Source organism: Nonomuraea sp. B1E8 (genome assembly GCF_039871515.1).
Taxonomy (GTDB): Bacteria; Actinomycetota; Actinomycetes; order Streptosporangiales; family Streptosporangiaceae; genus Nonomuraea.
On record NZ_JBDPLS010000009.1, the window covers coordinates 154848 to 176047 of the forward strand.

General features: G+C 71.2%; 20 protein-coding genes. 7 read left to right on the top strand and 13 right to left on the bottom strand.

Annotation, left to right across the window (positions count from 1 at the left end):
- Positions 1 to 149: 149 nt before the first annotated feature.
- Both ABGA98_RS28245 and ABGA98_RS28250 read left to right on the top strand, forming a co-directional pair.
- Positions 150 to 992 carry a PhzF family phenazine biosynthesis isomerase gene (locus ABGA98_RS28245; protein ID WP_347621438.1) on the top strand — a complete coding sequence of 281 codons (843 nt, stop codon included), beginning with the start codon at positions 150 to 152 and terminating at the stop codon, positions 990 to 992.
- A 336-nt stretch (positions 993 to 1328) separates the two neighbouring features.
- Positions 1329 to 1739 (top strand): VOC family protein, encoded by a 411-nt coding sequence (locus tag ABGA98_RS28250; protein ID WP_347621439.1) that lies wholly within the window; start codon positions 1329 to 1331, stop codon positions 1737 to 1739.
- A 109-nt stretch (positions 1740 to 1848) separates the two neighbouring features.
- Here ABGA98_RS28250 and ABGA98_RS28255 read toward each other — a convergent pair whose 3' ends face one another.
- The 9 genes from ABGA98_RS28255 to ABGA98_RS28295 all read right to left on the bottom strand — a co-directional run bounded on the left by ABGA98_RS28255 (position 1849) and on the right by ABGA98_RS28295 (position 11475).
- Positions 1849 to 2994 (bottom strand): prephenate dehydrogenase, encoded by a 1146-nt coding sequence (locus tag ABGA98_RS28255; protein ID WP_347621440.1) that lies wholly within the window; start codon positions 2992 to 2994, stop codon positions 1849 to 1851.
- Between the two features lie 63 nt (positions 2995 to 3057).
- Positions 3058 to 3417, bottom strand: a complete 360-nt coding sequence (aroH, locus tag ABGA98_RS28260) for a chorismate mutase (protein WP_132606764.1) — start codon at positions 3415 to 3417, stop codon at positions 3058 to 3060.
- 70 nt (positions 3418 to 3487) lie between these two features.
- Entirely contained in the window at positions 3488 to 5218 is a 1731-nt protein-coding gene (locus tag ABGA98_RS28265) for a pseudouridine synthase (protein ID WP_347621441.1), read from the bottom strand.
- Complete coding sequence (gene scpB, locus ABGA98_RS28270; RefSeq protein ID WP_347621654.1) at positions 5215 to 5778, bottom strand: SMC-Scp complex subunit ScpB; 564 nt, start codon at positions 5776 to 5778, stop codon at positions 5215 to 5217. The genes ABGA98_RS28265 and scpB overlap by 4 nt, the downstream gene beginning before the upstream one ends.
- 586 nt (positions 5779 to 6364) lie before the next feature.
- Positions 6365 to 7183, bottom strand: coding sequence for a segregation/condensation protein A (locus ABGA98_RS28275; RefSeq protein ID WP_347621442.1), 819 nt, complete (start codon positions 7181 to 7183; stop codon positions 6365 to 6367).
- Positions 7180 to 8121, bottom strand: a complete 942-nt coding sequence (locus ABGA98_RS28280) for a ParA family protein (RefSeq protein ID WP_212746156.1) — start codon at positions 8119 to 8121, stop codon at positions 7180 to 7182. Before ABGA98_RS28280 ends, ABGA98_RS28275 begins: the two co-directional genes overlap by 4 nt.
- A gap of 116 nt (positions 8122 to 8237) precedes the next feature.
- Positions 8238 to 9161 (bottom strand): site-specific tyrosine recombinase XerD, encoded by a 924-nt coding sequence (locus ABGA98_RS28285; protein WP_347621443.1) that lies wholly within the window; start codon positions 9159 to 9161, stop codon positions 8238 to 8240.
- Complete coding sequence (locus ABGA98_RS28290) at positions 9158 to 9766, bottom strand: NUDIX hydrolase (RefSeq protein ID WP_347621655.1); 609 nt, start codon at positions 9764 to 9766, stop codon at positions 9158 to 9160. Before ABGA98_RS28290 ends, ABGA98_RS28285 begins: the two co-directional genes overlap by 4 nt.
- 41 nt (positions 9767 to 9807) lie before the next feature.
- On the bottom strand, positions 9808 to 11475 hold the full coding sequence (locus tag ABGA98_RS28295) for a CTP synthase (protein ID WP_347621444.1): 1668 nt from the start codon (positions 11473 to 11475) through the stop codon (positions 9808 to 9810).
- A gap of 110 nt (positions 11476 to 11585) precedes the next feature.
- Here ABGA98_RS28295 and ABGA98_RS28300 point away from each other — a divergent pair, with 110 nt between their 5' ends.
- Genes ABGA98_RS28300 through ABGA98_RS28310 form a run of 3 tightly spaced genes read left to right on the top strand, consistent with a single transcriptional unit; the run spans position 11586 to position 14207 of the window.
- On the top strand, positions 11586 to 12236 hold the full coding sequence (locus ABGA98_RS28300) for an acyltransferase (RefSeq protein WP_132593857.1): 651 nt from the start codon (positions 11586 to 11588) through the stop codon (positions 12234 to 12236).
- Between the two features lie 38 nt (positions 12237 to 12274).
- Positions 12275 to 13399: a nitronate monooxygenase family protein gene (locus ABGA98_RS28305; RefSeq protein WP_347621445.1), complete on the top strand. Its 1125-nt coding sequence runs from the start codon at positions 12275 to 12277 to the stop codon at positions 13397 to 13399.
- A 49-nt stretch (positions 13400 to 13448) separates the two neighbouring features.
- Complete coding sequence (locus tag ABGA98_RS28310) at positions 13449 to 14207, top strand: GntR family transcriptional regulator (protein ID WP_347621446.1); 759 nt, start codon at positions 13449 to 13451, stop codon at positions 14205 to 14207.
- Here ABGA98_RS28310 and ABGA98_RS28315 read toward each other — a convergent pair.
- Positions 14185 to 16548 (bottom strand): FAD-dependent oxidoreductase, encoded by a 2364-nt coding sequence (locus ABGA98_RS28315; protein ID WP_347621447.1) that lies wholly within the window; start codon positions 16546 to 16548, stop codon positions 14185 to 14187. The genes ABGA98_RS28310 and ABGA98_RS28315 overlap by 23 nt on opposite strands.
- Before the next feature lie 68 nt (positions 16549 to 16616).
- Here ABGA98_RS28315 and ABGA98_RS28320 point away from each other — a divergent pair, with 68 nt between their 5' ends.
- Both ABGA98_RS28320 and ABGA98_RS28325 read left to right on the top strand, forming a co-directional pair.
- A complete protein-coding gene (locus ABGA98_RS28320; RefSeq protein WP_347621448.1) occupies positions 16617 to 17522 on the top strand; it encodes a choline/ethanolamine kinase family protein in 906 nt (301 codons plus the stop codon).
- A 4-nt stretch (positions 17523 to 17526) separates the two neighbouring features.
- Positions 17527 to 18132: a DUF4126 domain-containing protein gene (locus ABGA98_RS28325; RefSeq protein WP_347621449.1), complete on the top strand. Its 606-nt coding sequence runs from the start codon at positions 17527 to 17529 to the stop codon at positions 18130 to 18132.
- A gap of 83 nt (positions 18133 to 18215) precedes the next feature.
- Here ABGA98_RS28325 and ABGA98_RS28330 read toward each other — a convergent pair whose 3' ends face one another.
- From ABGA98_RS28330 to ABGA98_RS28340, 3 genes are all read right to left on the bottom strand, one after another.
- Positions 18216 to 19016 (bottom strand): alpha/beta hydrolase, encoded by an 801-nt coding sequence (locus tag ABGA98_RS28330; RefSeq protein ID WP_347621450.1) that lies wholly within the window; start codon positions 19014 to 19016, stop codon positions 18216 to 18218.
- A gap of 4 nt (positions 19017 to 19020) precedes the next feature.
- Positions 19021 to 19857, bottom strand: a complete 837-nt coding sequence (locus ABGA98_RS28335) for a glucose 1-dehydrogenase (protein ID WP_347621451.1) — start codon at positions 19855 to 19857, stop codon at positions 19021 to 19023.
- Between the two features lie 163 nt (positions 19858 to 20020).
- A complete protein-coding gene (locus ABGA98_RS28340; RefSeq protein ID WP_347621452.1) occupies positions 20021 to 21160 on the bottom strand; it encodes a transposase in 1140 nt (379 codons plus the stop codon).
- Positions 21161 to 21200: the final 40 nt, after the last annotated feature.

Below are 21200 nucleotides of genomic sequence, written 5' to 3' on the forward strand. Positions count from 1 at the left end.
ACGCGGCGGGCGGGGCTGGGGGCCTGCCCGTCCGCGGCGGCGGCTGAACGGAGATCGCGCGCCGGCTCGCCCGCGCACCCTCCACCATCAGCCGGGACGCCGTCGCCGCCGAACTGAGCGGTTCGGCCGGCATACGTCATGATGACCACATGACTGACATATTGAGGTACGCCGCTTTCACCACCACTCCCACCGGCGGCAACCCCGCCGGAGTGGTCTTGGACGCCCGGGAGTTGTCAGACGCGGAGATGCTCGCCATCGCCGCCGAACTCGGCTACTCCGAGGCGGCCTTCTTGCACCCCACCACGGATGAGCGCCAGTACCGGATCCAGTACTTCAGCCCGCTGAGCGAGGTCGCCTTCTGCGGCCATGCGACGATCGCCGCCTCGATCGCGCTCGGCGAACAGATCGGCCCCGGAACCGTGAACCTTGCTACCCAGGCGGGCGCGGTCCCGGTGGAGATCGCCGCGGATCCGACCGGTGGGCTCATCGCCACCTTGACCAGTCCGCCGACCTCCACCCGCCAAGCCTCCGAAGAGGAGACACGGCCCGCGCTGGCCGCACTGGGCTGGTCGGCCGACGATCTGGACCCCGACTACCCGGTGCACGTCGCCTCCGCCGGCAACGACCATCTCGTCCTGGCCGCGTCAAGCCGGAGCCGTCTGGCCGATCTCGACTACGACTTCGATGCCCTCAGCAAGATCATGTCCGACTTGGGATGGATTACCATCCACCTTTTCTGGCACGAATCCCCCGCCGTCTTCCACGTCCGCAACCCGTTTCCGCCCGGTGGCGTGGTCGAGGACCCCGCCACCGGTGCCGCGGCCGCCGCCTTCACCGGCTACCTGCGTACGCTGGGACGTCTCGAAGATGGCGTCGTTCTCACCATTCACCAGGGCGTCGACATGGGGCGGCCCAGCCTCTTGACGTGTACCACCGTTCCCGGCGACGCCCGTGTCAAGGTCTCGGGCACCGCAGTGCCCATTCGCTGACCTCCTCCCCGGCCTGAAGGCCGGAGCACCACGGACGAATCCGGTAGCGGCAGTTCAGGGCTCGCTGTCCAAGGTCGACACCCGAGGCCCCGCCACACCCGATCAGTGGAGTTGTCCGGCAGGGCCACCCCGTGGCTCCACTGGCCGGTGCCGATATCGACGGCGCGATGGCTCCGGGCCGTCCCTCGGCAGCAGGACGACGTGCAGGCACGGGTGCGTCTCGGCGAGGCCGACTCGACGCCGGTCAGCCGCCGCCCACCACGACCACCGTGCACTGCTCGAAAGCTCCATGGCACGACATTTGCCGAGACTGATCGGGGCTGCCAGAGTGACGAGGTGTCTAGACTCGTTCCCGAACTGAGCTGCTCCGACATCCAGGCCAGCCTGGCCTTCTACCGCCTGGTGGGCTTCGAGGTCCGCTACGAGCGTCCCCAGGAGCGGTTCGCCTACCTGGAACGTGGCGGAGCGGACCTGATGCTGGAGCAGCCGTTGACCCGGGACCGGCTCTACCCACGCGCCGCACTCGATCATCCCTACGGGCGTGGGGTCAACCTCACTGTCGAGGTGGAGTACGCGGGCCAGATTCACGCCACGCTGCTCGCCGCCGGCCACGATATGTGGCTCGCGCTGGAAGAGCGCTGGTACGAGCGCGCCGTCGATGCCGTGGGCGTGCGCCAGTTCGCGGTGCAGGACCCGGACGGCTATCTCCTGCGCATCTCCCAGCACCTGGGGACTCGCCCCCGATAGCCGCCCACGTCACCGAACGCCGGACTCGAACTTCGTACGGGCCGAGAAGTGCTGAAGCAGTCCTGGAATCCCACACCGGACATCGCCGACGGATTCCGGGCGGATGACACTAGGGAACCTGCCAGCCGCGTTCGCGCAGGGCCTCGGAGAGCGTGGCGGCCGCGTCGGGCTCCACCGACAGCTCGGCGATGCCCAGCGGCAGCCCGGGTGCGTGCTCAAGGCGCACGTCCTCGACATTGACGCCGACCTCGTCGCACACCTGGAACAGCCGGGCCAGCTGGCCGGGGCGGTCGCCGATGACGACCTGGACGACGGCGTAGGAGGAGGCGGGGCCGCCGTGCTTGCCGGGGATACGATCGTGGCCGACGACACCCCGCTTGAGCAGCTGCGTGATCTCGCCGGTCGCGGTGCCGTCGCCCTCGGCCAGGGCCCGCAGCGCGCTCGCCGCGTCGGCCAGGTCGTGCGCGACGGCTTCCAGCACCTCGGCGACCGGGGAGGCGTTGCCCGACAGGATGCCGAGCCAGAGCCCGGGGTCGCTGCCCGCGATCCGGGTGACGTCGCGCACGCCCTGTCCGGCCAGGCCGAGGGCGACATCGGTGGCGTCGGCCAGGCGCGCGGCCACGGCGGAGGCCGCGACGTGGGGCGCGTGGGAGACGACGGCGACAGCACGGTCGTGGTCGGTGGCGCTGACCTCGACCGCGTTGGCGCCGCACAACTCGATCAGGCGCAGCACGGCTGCCTTCGCCTCGGGGTCGGCCTCCTCCGTGGGGCACAGCGCCCACGGCCGGCCCAGGAAAAGGTCGTCCCTGGCCGCCCCCGGGCCGGACTTCTCGCGGCCGGCGAGCGGATGGGAGGCGACGTAGGCGGACAGGTCGCAGCCGAGCTGCGCTGCCCGGTGGATGGGCTCCGCCTTGACGCTGGCGACGTCGGTGTAGAACCTGGCCGCCTGGAGCCGCTGCAGCTCGAGCAGCTCGGTCGCCACGTGGGCGGGAGGCACCGCGATGATCGCCAGGTCGGCCTGCTCGGTGGCCCGGCCCTCCTGCGGCCCCGCTTCCGCGACGGCCTGGCCGCCGGGCCTGGCGGGGTGCGGGCCGCCGGGCCGCCACTCCTCGCCCGCCCCGAGCTCCCGTGCCAGCCGTACGGCTCCCTGATCGCGGTCGGCGAGCAGCACGCGCACACCGCGCTTGCGCAGCGCCAACGCCGCGGAGGTGCCGATGAGACCGGTGCCGACGACGAGCACGGTGCGAAGTTCCATCTGGTGTCCTGATTTATCGGGCCATTGGGATAGCCAGTATCTCGTTATGTGATGCCCGGTCGCTCACTGCGCGATGTCCTGCCGCAGCGCCACCGCGCCACGCAGGTAAACATGCTGGATCTCGGCCCTCGGCCGGTCGGTCTCCACGTGGGCCATGAGCCGCACCACGCGGGGCAGCGCACCCGGCACGGCGATCTCGGTGCAGCAGATCAGCGGCACCTCGTGGAAACCCAGCTTCCGCGCCGCGAGCGCGGGGAACTCGGCGGTCAGATCGGGCGTGGCCGTGAACAGCACGCTGATCACGTCATCCGGGGTCAGCTCGTTACGCTCCATGATCGCGCTGACCAGCTCGGTCGTCCCTTCGATGATCGAGCCACGGTCGTCGGCGTCCACCTGGATCGCCCCACGAATCGCGCGCACCATGTGGTCAGTCCCCTTCCCCTAACCGGGAGAGCCCGCGCGAGGATCGCACGGGCTCCTTCTTCCGGCCAGGTTACAGCTTCACGGCGGCGTAGAGCTCGCCGACCTCCTTCAGGCTGAGCGCCCGGATGGTGCCCGGCTTCGTACGGCCCAGCTTCACCGGACCGAACTCGATTCTGGCCAGGTCGATCACCCGGTGGCCCGCCACCTCCAGCATGCGCCGCACGACGTGCCTGCGGCCCTCGTGCAGCACGACCTCGACCAGCGCCTGCTGCCCGTGCTCCTGCACGACGGTGAAGCTGTCGGCCTTGACGATGCCGTCCTCCAGCTCGATACCCTGCTTGAGCCTGCGGCCCAGGTCACGCGGGATCGGCCCGGGCACCTTGGCCCAGTATTTCTTCTGCACCCCATAGCTCGGGTGCGTCAGCCTGTTGGCCAGCTCGCCGTCGTTGGTGAGCAGCAGCAGGCCCTCGGTCTCGGTGTCGAGCCTGCCCACGTGGAACAACCTCGGCGCCAGCTCCTCGACGTAGTCGGCCAGGCACGGGCGGCCCTGCGGGTCGTCCATCGTGGAGACGACGCCGATGGGCTTGTTGAGGGCGTAGTAGACCAGGTCGGGGGCGGTGGGGATGCGCTTCCCGTCGACGTGGATGACCTGCGTCGCGGGATCGACCTTGGCGCCGAACCTCCGTACGACCTGGCCGTTCACCGTGACCCGGCCCTCGCCGATCATCTCCTCGCACGCCCTGCGGCTAGCGACACCCGCCTGGGCGAGCACCTTCTGCAGCCGCACGCCGTCAGGGACCTCGGTGGTGTCGCGCTCGTCGGAGTAGCCCTCAGGGTAGAAGTCACGGTCGCGCAGGGGCTGGCGGGCCGCCTTCACCCGATCGTGCTGAGGGCTGCCGTAGCCCTTTCCGCCGCCGCGCCCGCCCCCGATCGTCTGGACGTCGTCCCGCCGGGGAGTACGACCTGTACGCCCGGCGTCGCGCCCGGTGCGGGCATCACCGTCGCGCCTGCCGTAGCGGGACCTGGTGGACTCGGCGCCCCGGGGAGCGGCCTCACGGCGCCCGCTCCTGTCGGCCCGGAACCCGCCGCGCTCCTCACGCCGCTCGCCTCCGTAACCACCCCGGTCGGACCTGCCGCCGCCCTGTTCGGAACGGTAACCGCCACCACGCTCGTCACGCCGCTCGGAACGGTAACCGCCGCCACGCTCGTCACGCCGCTCGGACCTGTCACCACGCTCGGAACGGTAACCGCCGCCACGCTCGTCACGCCGCTCGGAACGGTAGCCTCCCCGGTCGCCACGAGGCCGCTCACCACGTCCGTAACGATCCTCGCGGCCATCGCGCTGGTAACGGTCGTCGCGGTTGTAACGGTCATCGCGGTCGCCGCGTGTGAAGCGGTCGTCGCGCGCGGAGCGGTCGTCGCGCGCGAAGCGGTCGTCGCGGCCGGCTCCGCGCGAGTAGCGGCCGCCGCCGGCGTCGTCGCGCCCGGCGGGCCTGCCGTACCGGGCGCGGGTGCCGCCCCGGTCGGCGCGGAGGGAGTCGCGGGAGGGCCGGGAGTCGTGGGAGGGCCGGGAGTCGCGTACGGAGTCGCGACCGCGGCCACGGTCGTCGCCCCGGAAGTCGTCACGGCGGGACGAGTCTCTGGAGTCTCTTCGGCCGGTCCCACCGCGGAAGTCGTCGTCACGCCGGGAGTCGCCACGGGCGTCGTCGGAGCGGAAGGCGGGACGCCCACCACGGCCGGAGCCGCCCGTGCGTCCACGACCGCGTCCATCACCGGACGGGGTGCTGCGCCTGTTGATCACTTTGTTGTCTCCTCGAGGTTTTCCACGTCGTCGGGGAGGAAGGGCGCGAGCTCGGGGAGCTCGCTCAGATCCCGTAGTCCCAGACGTTCAAGGAAGTATGAGCTTGTCCGGTAGAGCACCGCTTGGCTCTCCGGGTCGGTGCCGGCCTCTTCGACCAGCCCCCTGGCGACGAGTGTGCGCATGACACCGTCGCTGTTGACGCCGCGTACGGCGGCGACGCGGGAACGGCTCACCGGTTGCCGGTAGGCCACGACCGCGAGTGTTTCGAGCGCGGCCTGGGTCAGCCGCGTCTGCTGGCCGTCGCGTACGAACCTTTCGACCAGCGGCGCGCAGTCGGCACGCGTGTAGAAACGCCAACCACCCGCCACTTCTCTCAAGTCGAAACCCCGTCCGGTGGCGGTGTATTCCGCCGCCAGCCCACGCAGTGCCACGGCGACCTCGTGGGTGGGCCGTTCGAGCACCTGAGCCAGGGTCACCTCGGCGACCGGCTCGTCAACGACAAGCAGGATAGCCTCCAGCGCCGCCTCGAGCCTCGGCCCCTCCCCCGGCTCGGTTTCCACCGCGGGTCCGGCAGCGGCGAAGTGCGATCCGCCGGCCCTCGCCACCGGCTCCTCTTGCGGCGCTCTCTCCCTGACCGGCGCCACGTCCCCGTCCGATCCCAGGTCCTCGCGCGGTTCAAGGTCCTCATCCGGTCCCAGGTCCTCGTCCGGCCGTGTCCCGGCTCTGGGCGGCGTGTCGTCCTGGGACGGCGTCTCCCCACGGACGGGCCTGCCCCTCTGGACCACCGGCTCGCCCAGGCCGAGGGCGTCGTCCGCGGCCCGCGCCTCCGCGGACAGCGTGTCGTCGGCGACGGACGTCTCCGCACGAGACAGCGCGCCTTCCTCGACGCGCGTGTCGTCCGCGACGGACGTCTCCGCACGAGACAGCGCGCCTTCCTCGACGCGCGTTGGGTGGTCCGTGACCGGTGCCTCCGCGCGGGATGGCGGGTCGTCCTGGAGCGGGTCCTCGTGGGGCGGTGGCTGGTCGTCGGGTGGGGAGGTCTCCGCCTCCGGGGCGCCGGGCTGGACGAGGGAGCCGGGGAGGGTCATCCAGGCGGGCAGCGGCGGCTCCGAGTCGGGAGATTTGCGGGGGTTGGGCAGTGGGTTGTCAGTCATGGGATGGTTTCTCCGCGGATTCCTCGTAGTCGTCCCCCACCGCGACGTCGCCGTCGTCGGCGCCCGTCCAGGTGACGTGCAGGTCGCCCAGCGGCTCGACCTGCTCGAACGTGACCGCCGACTCCCGGAACAGCTCCAGCACGGCCAGGAAGCGGGCGATGACCTCGAAGGTGCCCTCGCAGTCGGCCACCAGCGCCCTGAAGGTGGCCCGCCGGAGGCGCCGCAGGTGCATGACCAGGATGGCCGCCTGCTCCTTGACGCTCGCCAGCGGCTGGTAGATGTGCCCCACGTTGACCGTGGGCGGCAGCTTGGGCGTGAAGGCCCTGGCGGCGATCTTGGCAAGTTCTTCGGGCCCGATGCCCAGGATGAGCTCGGGCAGCAGGTCGGCGAACTGCGGCTCGAGCGGCGCCGTACGGGGAAAGCGCAGGGACTCCTCGGCCATCCGCCCGGCGAAGATCTTGGCGACCTCTTTGTACGCTTTGTACTGCAGCAGCCGCGCGAACAGCAGGTCTCTGGCCTCCAGCAGGGCCAGGTCTTCCTCGTCCTCCACCTCGCCCGACGGCAGCAGCCGGGCCGCCTTGAGGTCGAGCAGGGTGGCCGCGACCAGCAGGAAGTGGCTGGTCTGGTCGAGGTCCCACTCGGGGCCGCGGGAGCGGATGTAGGCGATGAACTCGTCGGTGACCTTGGAGAGCGAGACCTCGGTGATGTCGAGCTTGTGCTTGGCGATGAGGCCGAGAAGCAGATCGAAGGGACCCTCGAAGACGTCCAGGTGAACCTGGAACCCTTGGGGCTCGGTCTGCTCTGCGGTCACCTGGCCATTGTGGCAGGCGCGGGCCAGCGCGAGAGCACTTCGCGCGCGAGCTCACGGTAGGCGTTGGCGCCGAGGGACGAGGGGTCGAACGTGGTGATCGGCTCGCCGGCGACGGTCGCGTCGGGGAAGCGCACCGTGCGGTTGATGACGGTGTGGAACACCTTGTCGCCGAACGCGTCGACCACGCGGGCCAGCACCTCGCGGCCGTGCAGGGTGCGGGCGTCGTACATGGTGGCGAGCAGGCCCTCGATCTCGAGGTCTTCGTTGAGCCGCTCCTGGACCTTGGAGATGGTGTCCATCAGCAGGGCCACGCCGCGCAGCGCGAAGAACTCGCACTCCAGCGGCACCATGACGCCGTGGGCGCACGTGAGCGCGTTGATGGTGAGCAGGCCGAGCGACGGCTGGCAGTCGATGAGGCACACGTCGTAGTGCGGCAGCAGTGGCTTGATCACGCGGCCGAGCACCTGCTCGCGGGCGACCTCGGTGACGAGCTGCACTTCGGCGGCCGACAGGTCGATGTTGCTCGGCAGCAGGTCGAGCCCCTCGACGCCGGTCTCGAGCAGGACGTCCTCGGCGGTGACGCCGCGCTCCATCAGCAGGTTGTAGACGGTCAGGTCGAGCTGGAGCGGGTTGATGCCCAGGCCGACGGAGAGCGCGCCCTGCGGGTCGAAGTCGACCAGCAGCACCTTGAGCCCGTATTCGACGAGGGCCGCGCCCAGGTTGATGGTGGTCGTGGTCTTGCCGACCCCGCCCTTCTGGTTGACCATCGCGACCACGCGCGCCGGGCCGTGCACGTCGGGCACCACCGGCTCGGGGAACACGGGTCTGGGCCGCTGCGTGGGCCCGAGGTTGACGCCGTTGGAAGGCGCGTTGGTCTTCGTGTCGCCCCAGGGGTTGTCGGGGGTCCCCGGGGTCGAACCCTTGGTCGTCACAGTCACCAGCTCGAACCTCCCTGACGATCCCGAACCGGACCGTCCGGACGGACACTATGGCGTCACCACTTAACGCGGCAAGGCGGCACGCCGAGGGTGCCGCACACCGCAAAGACTATAGATCACTGCCGGGCCCGTGGATGCGCCGCGGCGTAGACCTCGCGGAGCTTGTCGACCGTGACCAGGGTGTAGACCTGGGTGGTCGTCACCGAGGCGTGGCCGAGCAATTCCTGGACCACCCTAACGTCCGCGCCGCCGTCCAAGAGATGAGTTGCGAAGGAATGTCGGAGAACATGGGGAGATATGTTTTTCAGCCCGGCTCGCTCGGCGGCCGCGTGGAGCACCTCCCACGCTCCCTGCCTGGTCAGACGGCCTCCCCTGGCGTTCAGGAAGACGGCCGGCGTGCCGCGCCCGTGGGCGAGCAGGCCGGGCCGGGCGCGGACGAGATAGGCGTCGAGGGCGGAGCGGGCATAGCGTCCCAGCGGCACGACGCGGGTGCGGCCGCCCTTGCCGCGCAGGCGCACCTGCTCGTCCTCGAGGTCGTCAACGGCCAGCCCGACGGCCTCCGAGATGCGGGCGCCCGTGCCGTACAGGAGCTCCAGCAGGGCGCGGTTGCGCAGCGTGAGGGGCGCTCCGTCCGGGCCCGAGGCGGCGATGAGCCGCTCGACCTCGTCGACGGCGATGGCCTTCGGGAGCCTGCGCATCGGGCGCGGCGGGCGTACCTCGTGGGCGGGGTCATGGGCCGTGACGCCTTCGCGCAGGGCGAAACGGTGCAGCCCGCGCACGGCCGACAGGGCGCGGGCGGCGGAGCTGGCGACGAGCGCCGGGTGCTCCCCGTCGCCCTCGCGCAGCGCGGCGAGGAAGGCCAGGACGTCGGCCTCGCCCACCTCGTGGAGCTCCAGCCGCCCGCGCGCCCGCAGGTGTTCGGAGTAGCGGCGCAGGTCACGGCGGTAGGACGCGAGCGTGTTGGCAGCCACGCCCTGCTCCACCGCCAGATGGGCGAGGTAGCTGGAGAGCACGGCCTCCACGATCGGTCCTTCCGTCACGCCTCCGGGGCGTCGGCGGGGCGCAACAGGGCGAGTCCCTCAACCGAAGCCGCGTACGCGGCGAGGATACCGGCCACGGCCGGGGAATTGTGGATCATTCCCATGAGCGCCTTTTCTACCGCGTCGGGCAGAGGGACCCATTCGACTGGCATGTCGATTTCTTCGTGCCGGTGCACGAAGCCGTTCTCCTCGTCGGGGATCTTGGTCAGGTCGCGGGCCAGGAACACCCTGATGCGCTCGTCGCTCATGCCGGGCGAGGTGCGCAGGTCGATGAGCGTGTGCCAGGTGGCGGCGCGGTAGCCGGCCTCCTCTGCGAGCTCGCGCGCGGCCGCGTCGACCAGCGGCTCGCCCGGCACGTCGCGGATGCCGGCGGGCAGTTCCCACATCAGGCGGCGGGTGGGGTGACGGTATTGCCTGATGAGCAGGACGCGGTCCTGGTCGTCGAGCGCGAGCACGGCGACGGCCCCGGGATGGACCACGTAGTCGCGCTCGGCCGCCTCGTCGCGCGGCATCCTGACGGTGTCGGTGACCACCTTGATGATGTGGCCCTCGAACCGCTCCTTCGTCTCGAGCACGTCCCACGACTCGGGCGTGTCCTGGATCATGCCCGGCACGCGCCGGTCGGGCGAACCGTCGCCGCCGGCGGTCACTGGCCCACCGTCGTCGCGCCCACGCGGCCGTCGGCGTAGGCCAGGGCCGCGCCGATGAGGCCCTTGAACATCGGGTTGGCCCTGGTGGGCCGGGAGCGGAACTCCGGATGCGCCTGGGTGCCGATGAAGAACGGGTGGATGTCGGGGGGCAGCTCGGTGTACTCGACCAGGCGGCCGTCGGGCGACACACCGGAGAAGACCAGGCCGACCTTCTCCAGCTGCTCGCGGTAGGCGTTGTTGACTTCGTAGCGGTGGCGGTGGCGCTCGTCGGCCTTGGCCACGCCGCCGTAGAGCTGCCGGGCGAGGGTGCCCTCGGCGAGCTTGGCGGTGTAGCTGCCCAGCCGCATCGTGCCGCCCATGTCACGCTCGCCGGCGACGACGTCCTCCTGGTCGGCCATGGTGGAGATGACCGGGTGCTTGGTGTCGGGGTCGAACTCGGTGGAGTTGGCGTCCTCGACGCCCGCCATGTTGCGGGCGGCCTCGATGACCATGCCCTGCATGCCGAGGCAGATGCCGAGCAGCGGGATCTTGTTCTCGCGGGCGTGGCGGATGGCGCCGATCTTGCCCTCGATGCCGCGCACGCCGAACCCGCCGGGGATCAGCACGCCGTCGACGCCGTCGAGCTCGCGCGCGGCGCCCTCGGGGGTCTCGCAGTCGTCGCTCTTGACCCACCGGATGTTGACCCGAGCGTCGTTGGCGAACCCGCCGGCCCGCAGGGCCTCGGTCACCGAGAGGTACGCGTCCGGCAAATCAATATATTTCCCCACAAGGGCGACAGTGGCTTCCCTCGCCGGGCGGTGCACGCGGCGCAGGAGCTGCTCCCACTCCTTCCAGTCGACGTCACGGAAGGGCAGGCCGAGCCGGCGCACCACGTACGCGTCGAGGCCCTCGGAATGGAGCACCTTGGGGATGTCGTAGATCGAGGCCGCGTCCACGCAGGAGACGACGGCGTCCTCGTCGACGTCGCACATCAGGCTGATCTTGCGCTTGATCGACGTCTGCACGGGCCGGTCGGAGCGCAGCACGATCGCGTCCGGCTGGATGCCGATGCTGCGCAGCGCGGCCACGCTGTGCTGCGTCGGCTTGGTCTTGAGCTCCCCCGAGGGCCCGATGTACGGCAGCAGCGAGACGTGCAGGAAGAAGACGTTGTCGCGCCCCACCTCGTGCCTGATCTGCCGCACGGCCTCCAGGAACGGCAGCGACTCGATGTCGCCCACCGTGCCGCCGACCTCGGTGATGACGACGTCCACCTCGGGACCGGCCATGCCCCTGATCCGGTCTTTGATCTCGTTGGTGATGTGCGGGATGACCTGGACGGTGTCGCCCAGGTATTCGCCCCGCCGCTCCTTGGCGATGACGTTGGAGTAGACCTGCCCGGTGGTGACGTTGGCCGAGCCGTGCAGGTCGGTGTCGAGGAAGCGCTCGTAGTGGCCGACGTCGAGGTCGGTCTCCGCGCCGTCGTCGGTGACGAAGACCTCGCCGTGCTGGAACGGGTTCATCGTGCCGGGGTCGACGTTGAGATAGGGGTCGAGCTTCTGCATGGTGACCCTGAGACCGCGCCCTTTGAGCAGGCGACCGAGGCTGGATGCCGTGAGGCCCTTGCCGAGACTGGAGGCGACACCGCCGGTGACGAACAGATGCTTGGTTTGCGATGCGCTGCGCAAAGGGGCTCCCGTGGCTCGAGGTGTGGTCGAAGTGTCCACGGGCTCTCAGGATATCAAACAACGCCCCTCACATGGGCGAACGGCATGACCTGAGGGTAACTTTGGACTCTATGTCACTCGTACGGCGGGCAACGGGCGCGCTGATTCACCGTGTCTACCGGGCGATCCGCCGCGCGGGCGCGATCACTCCGGCCAGCCCGGCGGGCCACCGGTTCCGCCGGCTCGGTGACGGGGTCAGCATCGCGTTCCCCCCTGGCGCGATCTTCGGCGAGCAGTGGATCGAGGTCGGCGACCACACCCTGATCGGCGAACGGGTGTCGCTCTCATGCGGCATGGGCCCGGGCGTGGACCTCGGCCCGGGATCGATCCTGCGCATCGGCGGCGGCTGCTCGATCGGCCGGGGCACGCACATCGTGGCCCACCAGTCGATCGACGTGGGCGACGACGTCTTCACCGGCCCGTACGTCTACATCACCGACCAGAACCACGTCTACGACGACCCCGACGTGCCGATCGGCAGGCAGTGGCCGCGCAACAGCCCGGTCTCGATCGGCTCGGGCTCGTGGCTGGGCGCGGGCGCGATCGTCCTGCCCGGCACGACGCTCGGCCGCCAGTGCGTGGTGGCCGCCGGGGCGGTGGTGCGCGGCGAGTTCCCCGACCACAGCGTGGTGGCCGGGGTGCCGGCCAGGCGGGTACGCGGTTACACGCCCGAGTTAGGCTGGCACGCCCCCGACGTCGTCCTGGCCGACAGCGGATCCTGATCTGGACCGAACATCGTTCTGACGGTTAGCGTCACATCATGCGAACCGCCATCTGCGAACGCCTGGGCATCGAGTTCCCCCTGTTCGCGTTCAGCCACTGCCGCGACGTGGTGGCCGCGGTGACGAACGCGGGCGGCTTCGGGGTGCTGGGCGCGATCGCGTACTCGCCCGACCAGCTCGACACCGAGCTCACCTGGATCGACGAGCGGGTGGGCGGCCGGCCGTACGGCGTCGACGTGCTCGTGCCGGGCAGGGTCGACGCCTCCGCGCTCGACCGGCGCGCGCACCTCATGGACTTCATCCCCGAGCGGCACCGCGACTTCGTCACCCACCTGCTGTCCAAATACGGCGTGGGCGCGGCCCCGCAGCCGATGACGGCGGTGGCCGACGAGTTCGGCCGGCGGGTGACGGCGCCGGGGGCGACGGAGCTGATCGACGTCGCGCTCGAACACCGGATCGGGCTGATCGCCAGCGCTCTGGGCCCGCCGCCGCCCGAGATGGTGGCCAGGGCCAGGGAGGCGGGCGTGCCGGTGGCCGCGCTGGTCGGCACGGTCGAGCACGCGCGCAGGCAGGTCGCGGCGGGCGCGGACCTCATCGTGGCGCAGGGCACCGAGGCGGGCGGGCACACCGGCGAGATCTCCACGATGGTGCTGGTGCCGCAGGTCGTGGACGCGGTGGCGCCGGTGCCCGTGCTGGCGGCGGGCGGCATCGCTTCGGGGCGGCAGATGGCCGCGGCCATGGCGCTCGGCGCGGACGGCGTGTGGTGCGGCTCGGTCTGGCTCACGACGGAGGAGGCGGAGACGCCGCCCGCGGTCAAGCGCAAGTTCCTGGCGGCCTCGTCGCTGGACACGGTCAGGTCCAGGTCCCGTACGGGCAAGCCGGCCAGGCAGCTCAGGTCGGCCTGGACCGACGAGTGGGACTCCAGCCAGGAGAGCCCTGGCCCGCTGGGGATGCCGCTGCAGCTGCTGGTGGCCGAGGGGGCCATGGCGCGCATCGCGGCGGCGGCGGAGAAGGGCGAGCCGGGGGCGGTGGAACTGGTCAACTACTACGTCGGGCAGGTCGTGGGCCAGCTCGACCAGGTCAAACCGGCCAGGCAGGTGGTCTACGACCTGGTCAGCGAGTTCGGTGAGGCCGTGGAGCGGCTCAAGCACCTGTCCGGGTGATGCCCGGCCGCGGGGAGCCGCCGAGGGATGGCCGGGCTACGATGCGCGTGTGGTCGGGACACCGCCTCAGCTGGAGCGCGGCACCGGCGTCCCCGCGCACGTGCAGATCGAGCGGTGGCTGCTCAGGTCCATCTCCAGCGGCGAGCTGGCGCCGGGCGACCGGCTGCCCGGCGAGCGCGAGCTGGCCGGGCGGCTCGGCGTGAGCAGGATGACGCTCAGGCAGGCGCTGGCCACGCTGGAGCGCGACGGCGTGCTCGTCAGGACGCCCGGCAGGGCGGGCGGCGCGTTCGTGGCCGAGCCGCGCATCGAGTGCGACCTGACCGGGCTGACGGGGTTCACCGAGCAGATGCGGCGGGCGCACCTGCGGGCCGAGGCGCGCATCCTGGTGGCGGCGACGGTGCCCGCCCCCGCGGCGGTGGCCAGGGCGCTGCGGATCGCTCCCGGCTCGCCGGTGCACGAGGTGGCCAGGGTGCGCTCGGCCGGCCGGTCGCCCGTGGCGCTCGAACGCTCCTACTTCCCCGACCTGCCCGGCCTGCTCGACCAGGACCTGACCGGCTCCCTCTACGCGCTGCTGGCCGGCCGCTACGACCTGGCGCCGCGCACGGCGGTCGAGCGGCTCGACCCGGTGATCGCCCGTCCGGCCGAGGCCGCGGAGCTCGGCATGACGCCGGGCGCGCCGCTCATGCTGATCGAGCGCACGGCGTACGCGGCCGGCGGCATGCCCGTGGAGTTCGCCCGCGACCTGTTCCGCCCCGACCGGGTGCGGATCTCGGTGCGCAGCGGCGTCACGGAACCAGCGGGGTCCTGACCACGGTGCCCGGCACCCAGGTGCCCTCGACCTCGATCTCCACCCCGGCCCCCGGCTCGACCGGCAGGTACGCGTAGGCGATCGACCGGCCGGCGGTGTAGCCGTACCCGCCGGAGGTGACGCGGGCCAGCACCTGACCGTCCACCCGGACCGGCTCGTTGCCGAGCGCGACCGCCCTCGGGTCGCTCAGCGTCACGCAGCGCAGCCGTCTCCCGGGATCGGGGTCGAGGGCGTCCCCGCCGAGGAAGTCCTTGTCCGGCTTGACGCAGAACCCCAGCCCCGCCTCGTACGGCGTCGTCTCCGGCCCGATGTCGGCGCCCCACACCCGGTAGCCCTTCTCGAGCCGGAGGCTGTCGATGGCGCGGTAGCCGCAGGCCGCCATCCCGTGCGGCTCGCCCGCCTCCCACAGCGCCTGCCACAGCGCGAGGCCGTACTCGCTGGAGCAGTAGAGCTCCCAGCCGTGCTCCCCCACGAACGTCACCCGCAGCGCCAGCACCGGCACGTCGCCCACGGTGAGCTCCCGTGACGACATGAACGGGAAGTCGAGCGGGTCGGGGGTGAGGCCGGACAGGATGTCGCGGGCGCGCGGCCCCCACAGGGCGAGGCAGGCGTACTGGCCGGTGACGTCGGCGATCCTGGCGGTCGAGCCCGTGAGCGCGGCTTGCTTGCGCAGCCAGCCGAGGTCGTGCGTGCCGCACGCGGTGCCGGTGACGATGAGGAACTCCTCCTCGCCGCGCCGGGTGACGGTGAAGTCGCACTCGATGCCGCCGCGCCGGTTGAGCGCCTGGGTGTAGGTGACCGCGCCGACCTCGCGGGCGACCCGGTTGTCGCACACCCACTCGAGCAGGGTGGCCGCGTCCGGACCGGTGACCTCGATCTTGGCGAACGAGCTCTCGTCGAACAGCCCCGCGGCCGTGCGCGTGGCCCGGTGCTCGGCCCCGGTCGCGGGCGACCACTCGCGTCCCGCCCAGCCCGCGGGGCGCTCGCCGCCGTCCCCGCCGGCCTCGTTGGCCGCGTAGTGGTTGACCCGCTCCCAGCCCGCCTTCTCGCCGAAGACGGCCCCGTGCCGCTGGTGCCACGCGTACGCGGGCGAGACCCGCAACGGCCGTCCGGCCGACCTCTCGTGGCCCGGGTAGCGGATGTCGTAGTACGTCTCGTAGTTCTCGACCGCGCGCTTGATCGTGTACGACGGCGAGCGGTAGTGGCGGCCGAAGCGGCGGATGTCCATGTGCCGGACGTCCATGGCGGGCTCGCCCTCGACGATCCACTCCGCCATCACCTTGCCGATGCCGCCGGCGCCGGCGATGCCGTGGGCGCAGAACCCGGCCGCGACGAAGAACCCGCCCACCTCCGTCTCCCCCAGGCAGAACTCGTTGTCGGGGGTGAACGCCTCGGGCCCGTTGATCAGCTTGCGGATGCCGACGTCGGCCATCGCCGGCACGCGGATCCTGGAGTTGTCGGAGATCTCCTCGAACCTCGCCCAGTCCTCGGGCAGGAGGCGGCCGTTGAAGTCGGGCGGCACCGCGTCGAAGGTGCCAGGACCGGCCGTCCAGGGCGCGCACGTGCGCTCGTAGCCGCCCATGACCAGGCCCTGCACCTCCTGCCGGTAGTAGACGAGCAGGTCGGGGTCGCGCAGCGTGGGCAGGCCCTGGTGGCCGTGGAAGGCGTCGGTCACCACGTACTGGTGGGACATCGGCACGATCGGGACGCGCACGCCGGCCATGCGCCCGATCTCGGCGGCGAACATGCCGCCGCAGTTGACCACGATCTCGCAGTCGATGTCGCCCTGGTCGGTGCGCACGCCGGTGACCCGGCCGCGCGCGGTGGTGATGCCGAGGACGCGCGTCTTGGTGCGCAGCCTCGCCCCGCCCTCGCGGGCGCGCGCGGCCAGCGCGTAGCAGAGCTGGGAGGGGTCCACCTGCCCGTCCGTGGGCAGGTACGCGGCCCCCACGACGCCTTCGGGGTCCATGAGGGGGAACAGCTCGACGGCCTCCGCCACCGAGATCTCCCGCAGCGGCAGCCCGAACGTGCGCGCCCAGCCGATCTGGCGGCGGATCTCCGCCATGCGCTCGGGCGTGGAGGCCAGCTTGATGCCGCCGCACTCCGTCCAGCCGGCGTCGAGGGTGCGGTAGAGCTCGACGGAGTACTGGTTCATCCGGGTCAGCGTCGGGTCGGCGCGCAACTGGCCGACCAGGCCCGCGGAGTGGAAGGTGGAGCCGCTGGTGAGCTCGTCCCGATCCAGCAGGACGACGTCGCGTTCGCCTAGTTGGGTGAGGTGGTAGGCGACGGACGCGCCGCCCACCCCACCACCGATGATCACGATGCGGGCCGAGTCGCTCATGGTCGCGAGGCTAACCGCCGTACCATAAAAGGTCTAGACCGTTTAGGCCGGTGGAGCTAGCATCGACCATGGCCGTTGCCCAGGTCCTCGATCGCATCCCCCTGCTGTCCGGCGTGCCACGAGCCGTGGAGGAGCTGCCAGGGGGGTTGACCAATCGCAACTATAAGGTGACCACGCCCGGCGGCACGTATGTCGTGCGCGTGTCGGCCAGCGACGGCGCGCTGCTGGCCATCGACAGGGACGCCGAGCACGCCAACTCGCTGGCCGCGGCACGCGCCGGGGTCGGCGCGCCGGTGCACGCCTACCTGCCCGGCCAGGGGGTGCTGGTGGTGGGCTACCTCGATGCGCGCACGTTCACCGAGGCGGATCTGCACGATCCGGCCAACCTGCCGAGGGTGGCGGAGGTGTGCCGGCGGCTGCACGCCGGGCCGCGGTTCGTGAACGACTTCGACATGTTCGACGTGCAGCGGCGCTACCTGGGGATCGTTCAGGAACGCGGCTTCCGGCTTCCGACCAGATATCTCGATTTCATGCCCATCGTTGCCGAGATCCGGAAATGTCTGGCTATACGGGATGAAGGCACGGTTCCGTGTAACAACGACCTCCTGCCCGGCAACATCCTCGACGACGGCAGGCGCCTCTGGCTGATCGACTACGAGTACGCCGGCAACAACGACCCCTGTTTCGAGCTCGGCAACGTCTGGAGCGAGTCCGACCTGCCGCCCGGCCACCTGGAGGCGCTCGTCACCGCGTACTACGGCCGCCCGCTCCGCCACAAGATCGCCCGCGCCCGCCTGCTCGGCCTCATGTCCAAGTACGGCTGGACGCTCTGGGCCTCCATCCAGGACAGCGCGAACGCGAGCATCGACTTCGACTTCTGGTCGTGGGGGATGGAGAAGTACGAGCGGGCGGTGGCCGAGTTCACCGGTCCCGCCCTGGCGGGCCTCATGGACGACGCGGCCCGGGCAGACTAGGGGCATGCTCGCCGCTCTGACCGGACTGGGCCTGTCCACGGCCGCCGGGCTCAACGCCTACATCCCGCTCCTCGTCGTGGGCGTGCTCGCCAACTTCACCGACGCCGTGAAGCTCCCCGACGGCTACGCCTGGCTGTCCGACTGGGGCGTGCTCGCCGTGATCGCGGTGCTGCTGATCGCGGAGACGGTCCTCGACAAGGTCCCCGCCGTCGACAGCGTCAACGACGCCATCCAGACCGTGATCCGCCCGGTGTCGGGTGGCGTGGTGTTCTCCGCCACGAGCGCCGCCGCCGAACTCGACCAGTCGACCTGGATGGCCGAGCACCCGTGGGCCGGATGGTTGCTGGGCATCGTGATGGCCCTGGCCGTCCACGTGGTCAAGACGACCGCCCGGCCGGTGATCAACGTCGGCACGGCCGGGGCCGGCGCGCCGGTCGTCAGCACGGCGGAGGACGCGGGCGCGCTCGGCATGAGCCTCGTCGCGATCTTCCTGCCCGTCCTCGTGATCGTCGCGCTGCTGCTGCTCGCCGTCCTGAGCTGGTGGCTCATCAGGAAAGTACGCCGCCGCCGCGCCCGCGGACGGGCGGCCGGAGGCCTTCCTCCTGCCTGAGGCGTCCTCCCGGCCGAGGCGCTCCGGCCTGAAGCCGCCCCCGGCCCGGCCCCGGCCCGGCCAGCGGGCCCGTCACCGGCCGGTCACGTGCGCAGGCGGGCCACCCACCCCTCCACCAGGTGGACGAACTCGGCGGCCCGTTCCTCGTGCAGCCGGTGGCTCGAACCCTCCCAGCACACCACCTTCGAGGCCGGATCGCTCATCAGCCCGGCCTCCCAGCGCGCCCGGCCCGGATCCGACCAGATCGACAACACCGGGCACCGCCTGCGCGCCAGATAGTCGTCGGAGGCAGGCCGCACCCCGATCGCGTCCGGACCGGTGAACATCGCCTCGAACGCCTCCGCCAGCACGTGCGGCGGCATGGCGTGCAGCCGGCGTTTGTGCCAGCGCCTGATGACGGCGGGGGTGGCGGCGTTCGTGCACCACTCGTCGATCTGCTCGGCGACCGCGTGCGCGTGCTCGCCGCGCAGGCCCGCGATCATCTGGGGGAAACCGGCGGCGACGTCCGCCGTCATGCCGTAGCCGGGGTCGACGGCGACGACCCCGCGCACTTGCCCGGGATGGTCGACGGCGAGGATGGACACCACCTGGGCGCCCATCGAGTGCCCGGCCACGGTCGCCCGCGGGATGCCGAGGTGGTCGCCGAGCAGGGCGTGCAGATCGCCGGCCATCGCGCGGGGCGTGTTGCCGGTCGCCGGAACCGTCGAGTAACCGTGGCCGCGCAGGTCGACGGCGATCACGCGGTGCCGGGCGGCCAGCGCGTCGATGTGCCACGACCACTGGTGCGAGTCGGCGCCCCACCCGTGTACGAGCAGCAACGGCGGCCCGTCACCGTCATCGGTGTAGAAGAGCCGGACATCCTCCCCGACGTCGGCGTACGGCATCGGCCTACCGCTTCCCTTCCGGCTGTTCCTCGTCCGGCCCGTTCCCGTCCCGCGGGCCCTCGTCCTGCCGGTTCCCCTCCATGCGGCTTCTGTCGGGGCGGAGCAGCAGCGCGGCCTCCCCCGCCGTCAGCCCTCCGTCGACGGCCAGCTCGGCCCCCGTCACGTACGAGGCCGCGTCGGACAGCAGGAAGGCGATCGTCTCCGCGACCTCCTCCGGCTCCCCCCAGCGCCCGGCCGGGGCCAGGGGGAAGGTGCCGTCGCCGGACACCGCGCCGAGCGGCTCGGTCATCGTTGTGACGATCATCCCGGGATGCACGGAGTTGACCCGGATGCGGTGCCGCCCGAACTCCAGCGCCGCGATCTTGGTCAGCCCGCGCACCCCCCATTTCGAGGCGCCGTAGCCACCCGTGCCGGGCAGGGCGCTGAGGCCGGCGACCGACGACAGGTTCACGATCGCGCCGCCACCCGACTCGCGCATGGGCCCCACCACCGCCTTGAGACCAAGGAAGACGCCGAGCAGGTTGACCCGCAGCACGTTCTCGAACTCCTCGGCCGACTGCTGCTCGATCATCAGCATGGTGGCGATGCCGGCGTTGTTCACCAGACCGTCGATTCGCCCGTACTCGTCGACCGTCTGGGCGACCACCGCCGCCCACTGATCCTGATCGCGCACATCGTGGGCGATGAACCGGGCGTCCACTTCCTTGGCCGTGGCCGTACCCTCGTCGACCAGCACATCCGTGAGAACCACCCGCGCCCCCGCCGCGGCACACCGCCGCGCTGTCGCGGCCCCCATCCCCCGCGCACCACCAGTGACGATCACAACCTTGTCCTCAAGCACCGCCCTGTTCCTTTCTGCCGCACAATGCCTCTGGTCGCGTCGCCGGCAGGCGTGACCCGCCGCCCGGCGACCGATGCCGATGGTGAAGTCAGCTTCTCGGCCGTGAGTGAACGACCGAGCTTGCAGCTCCTCGCCGTACATGGGGTGCACGGTCTGGTCCGCGTCAGGCAGCGTGACTCACTGCCCAGCCCGTATCACCGCGTGAGGCGATGTTGCGGGCCGCGTTGACGTCGGCGTGCTCAGCGAAGCCGCACGACGTGCAGGAGAAGGTGGCCTGGCCGGGCCGGTTGCGCCGGTCCACGTGCCCGCACTGCGAGCACTGCTGTGAGGTGTAGGACGGGTCGACGTGGATGACGGCGACCCCGGCCCGGGCCGCCTTGTAGGAGATGAAGCTCCCGAGTTGGTGGAAGCTCCACGCATGCAGCGTGACCCGCTGGGGCTTGCGAAGCCGTACCCGCTCGCGGATACCCTGGAGGTCTTCCAGAGCGATCCCTCGCCCGGTGCGTTCCGCCTCGGTCACGATCTGCTTGGCGATCACATGATTGGTGCCGGCCGCGAACCGGGCCTCCTTGCGGCGACGGCGCTTGAGCAGCCGCTTGGCGGACTTGGTCGCTCTGGCCTGCAACCGGCGGCGCAATGCACGATGCCGGTGCCGCACCGCGTTCAGCCCTCTACCGCTGCGCCGGACGCCGTCGCTGGTGGTGGCGATGTTGGCGATGCCCAGATCCACGCCCAAGAACCCCTCCGGCGCGGCGGCCGGAACGTCGGGGACCTCGATGGTGGCGTGCAGGAACCACATCCCGTCCCGGCACACCAGATCCGACTCGCCACGGCGGTGCGCGGCCAGCAGCGCCAGGTGCTCCTCTGAGCCGGTGAAGGCCACCCCTTTCAGCCGGCCGCCGGTCGTCCAGATCGACACCGTCCGCGCCTCGTGCTGCCAGGACAGGCACCGGTCGTCATACGGCTGAGCCGCCAGCGGCCGGAAGGAGACCGGCTTGGCTTCGGCCTTGAGACGGCGGGATCCAGGCCCTCCCAGACTCCCGGCGGCCAGGTTGGCGTGCAGCGTGCGATAGGCGTCGGCGACCTTCTTGATCACATGCTGGGCGGCCTGGGCCGCCAGCCCGAACTCCGCCTTGATCTGATCGTAGGCGTGCCTGCGCCGATCGAAGTTACGGAAACAGCGGCGCTGGAACGCCAGTGCCGCGACCAGATTCGCCGCTCGGTTGACGGCGTCCAGAGTGGCTTCCAGCGCCGCCGCCTGCTGCGGCGTCGGCAGCAGCTTCACCTGCACCACCAGTTTCACGATCGAACACACTATCAAGAGGTCCATGTCACAGCGCGGG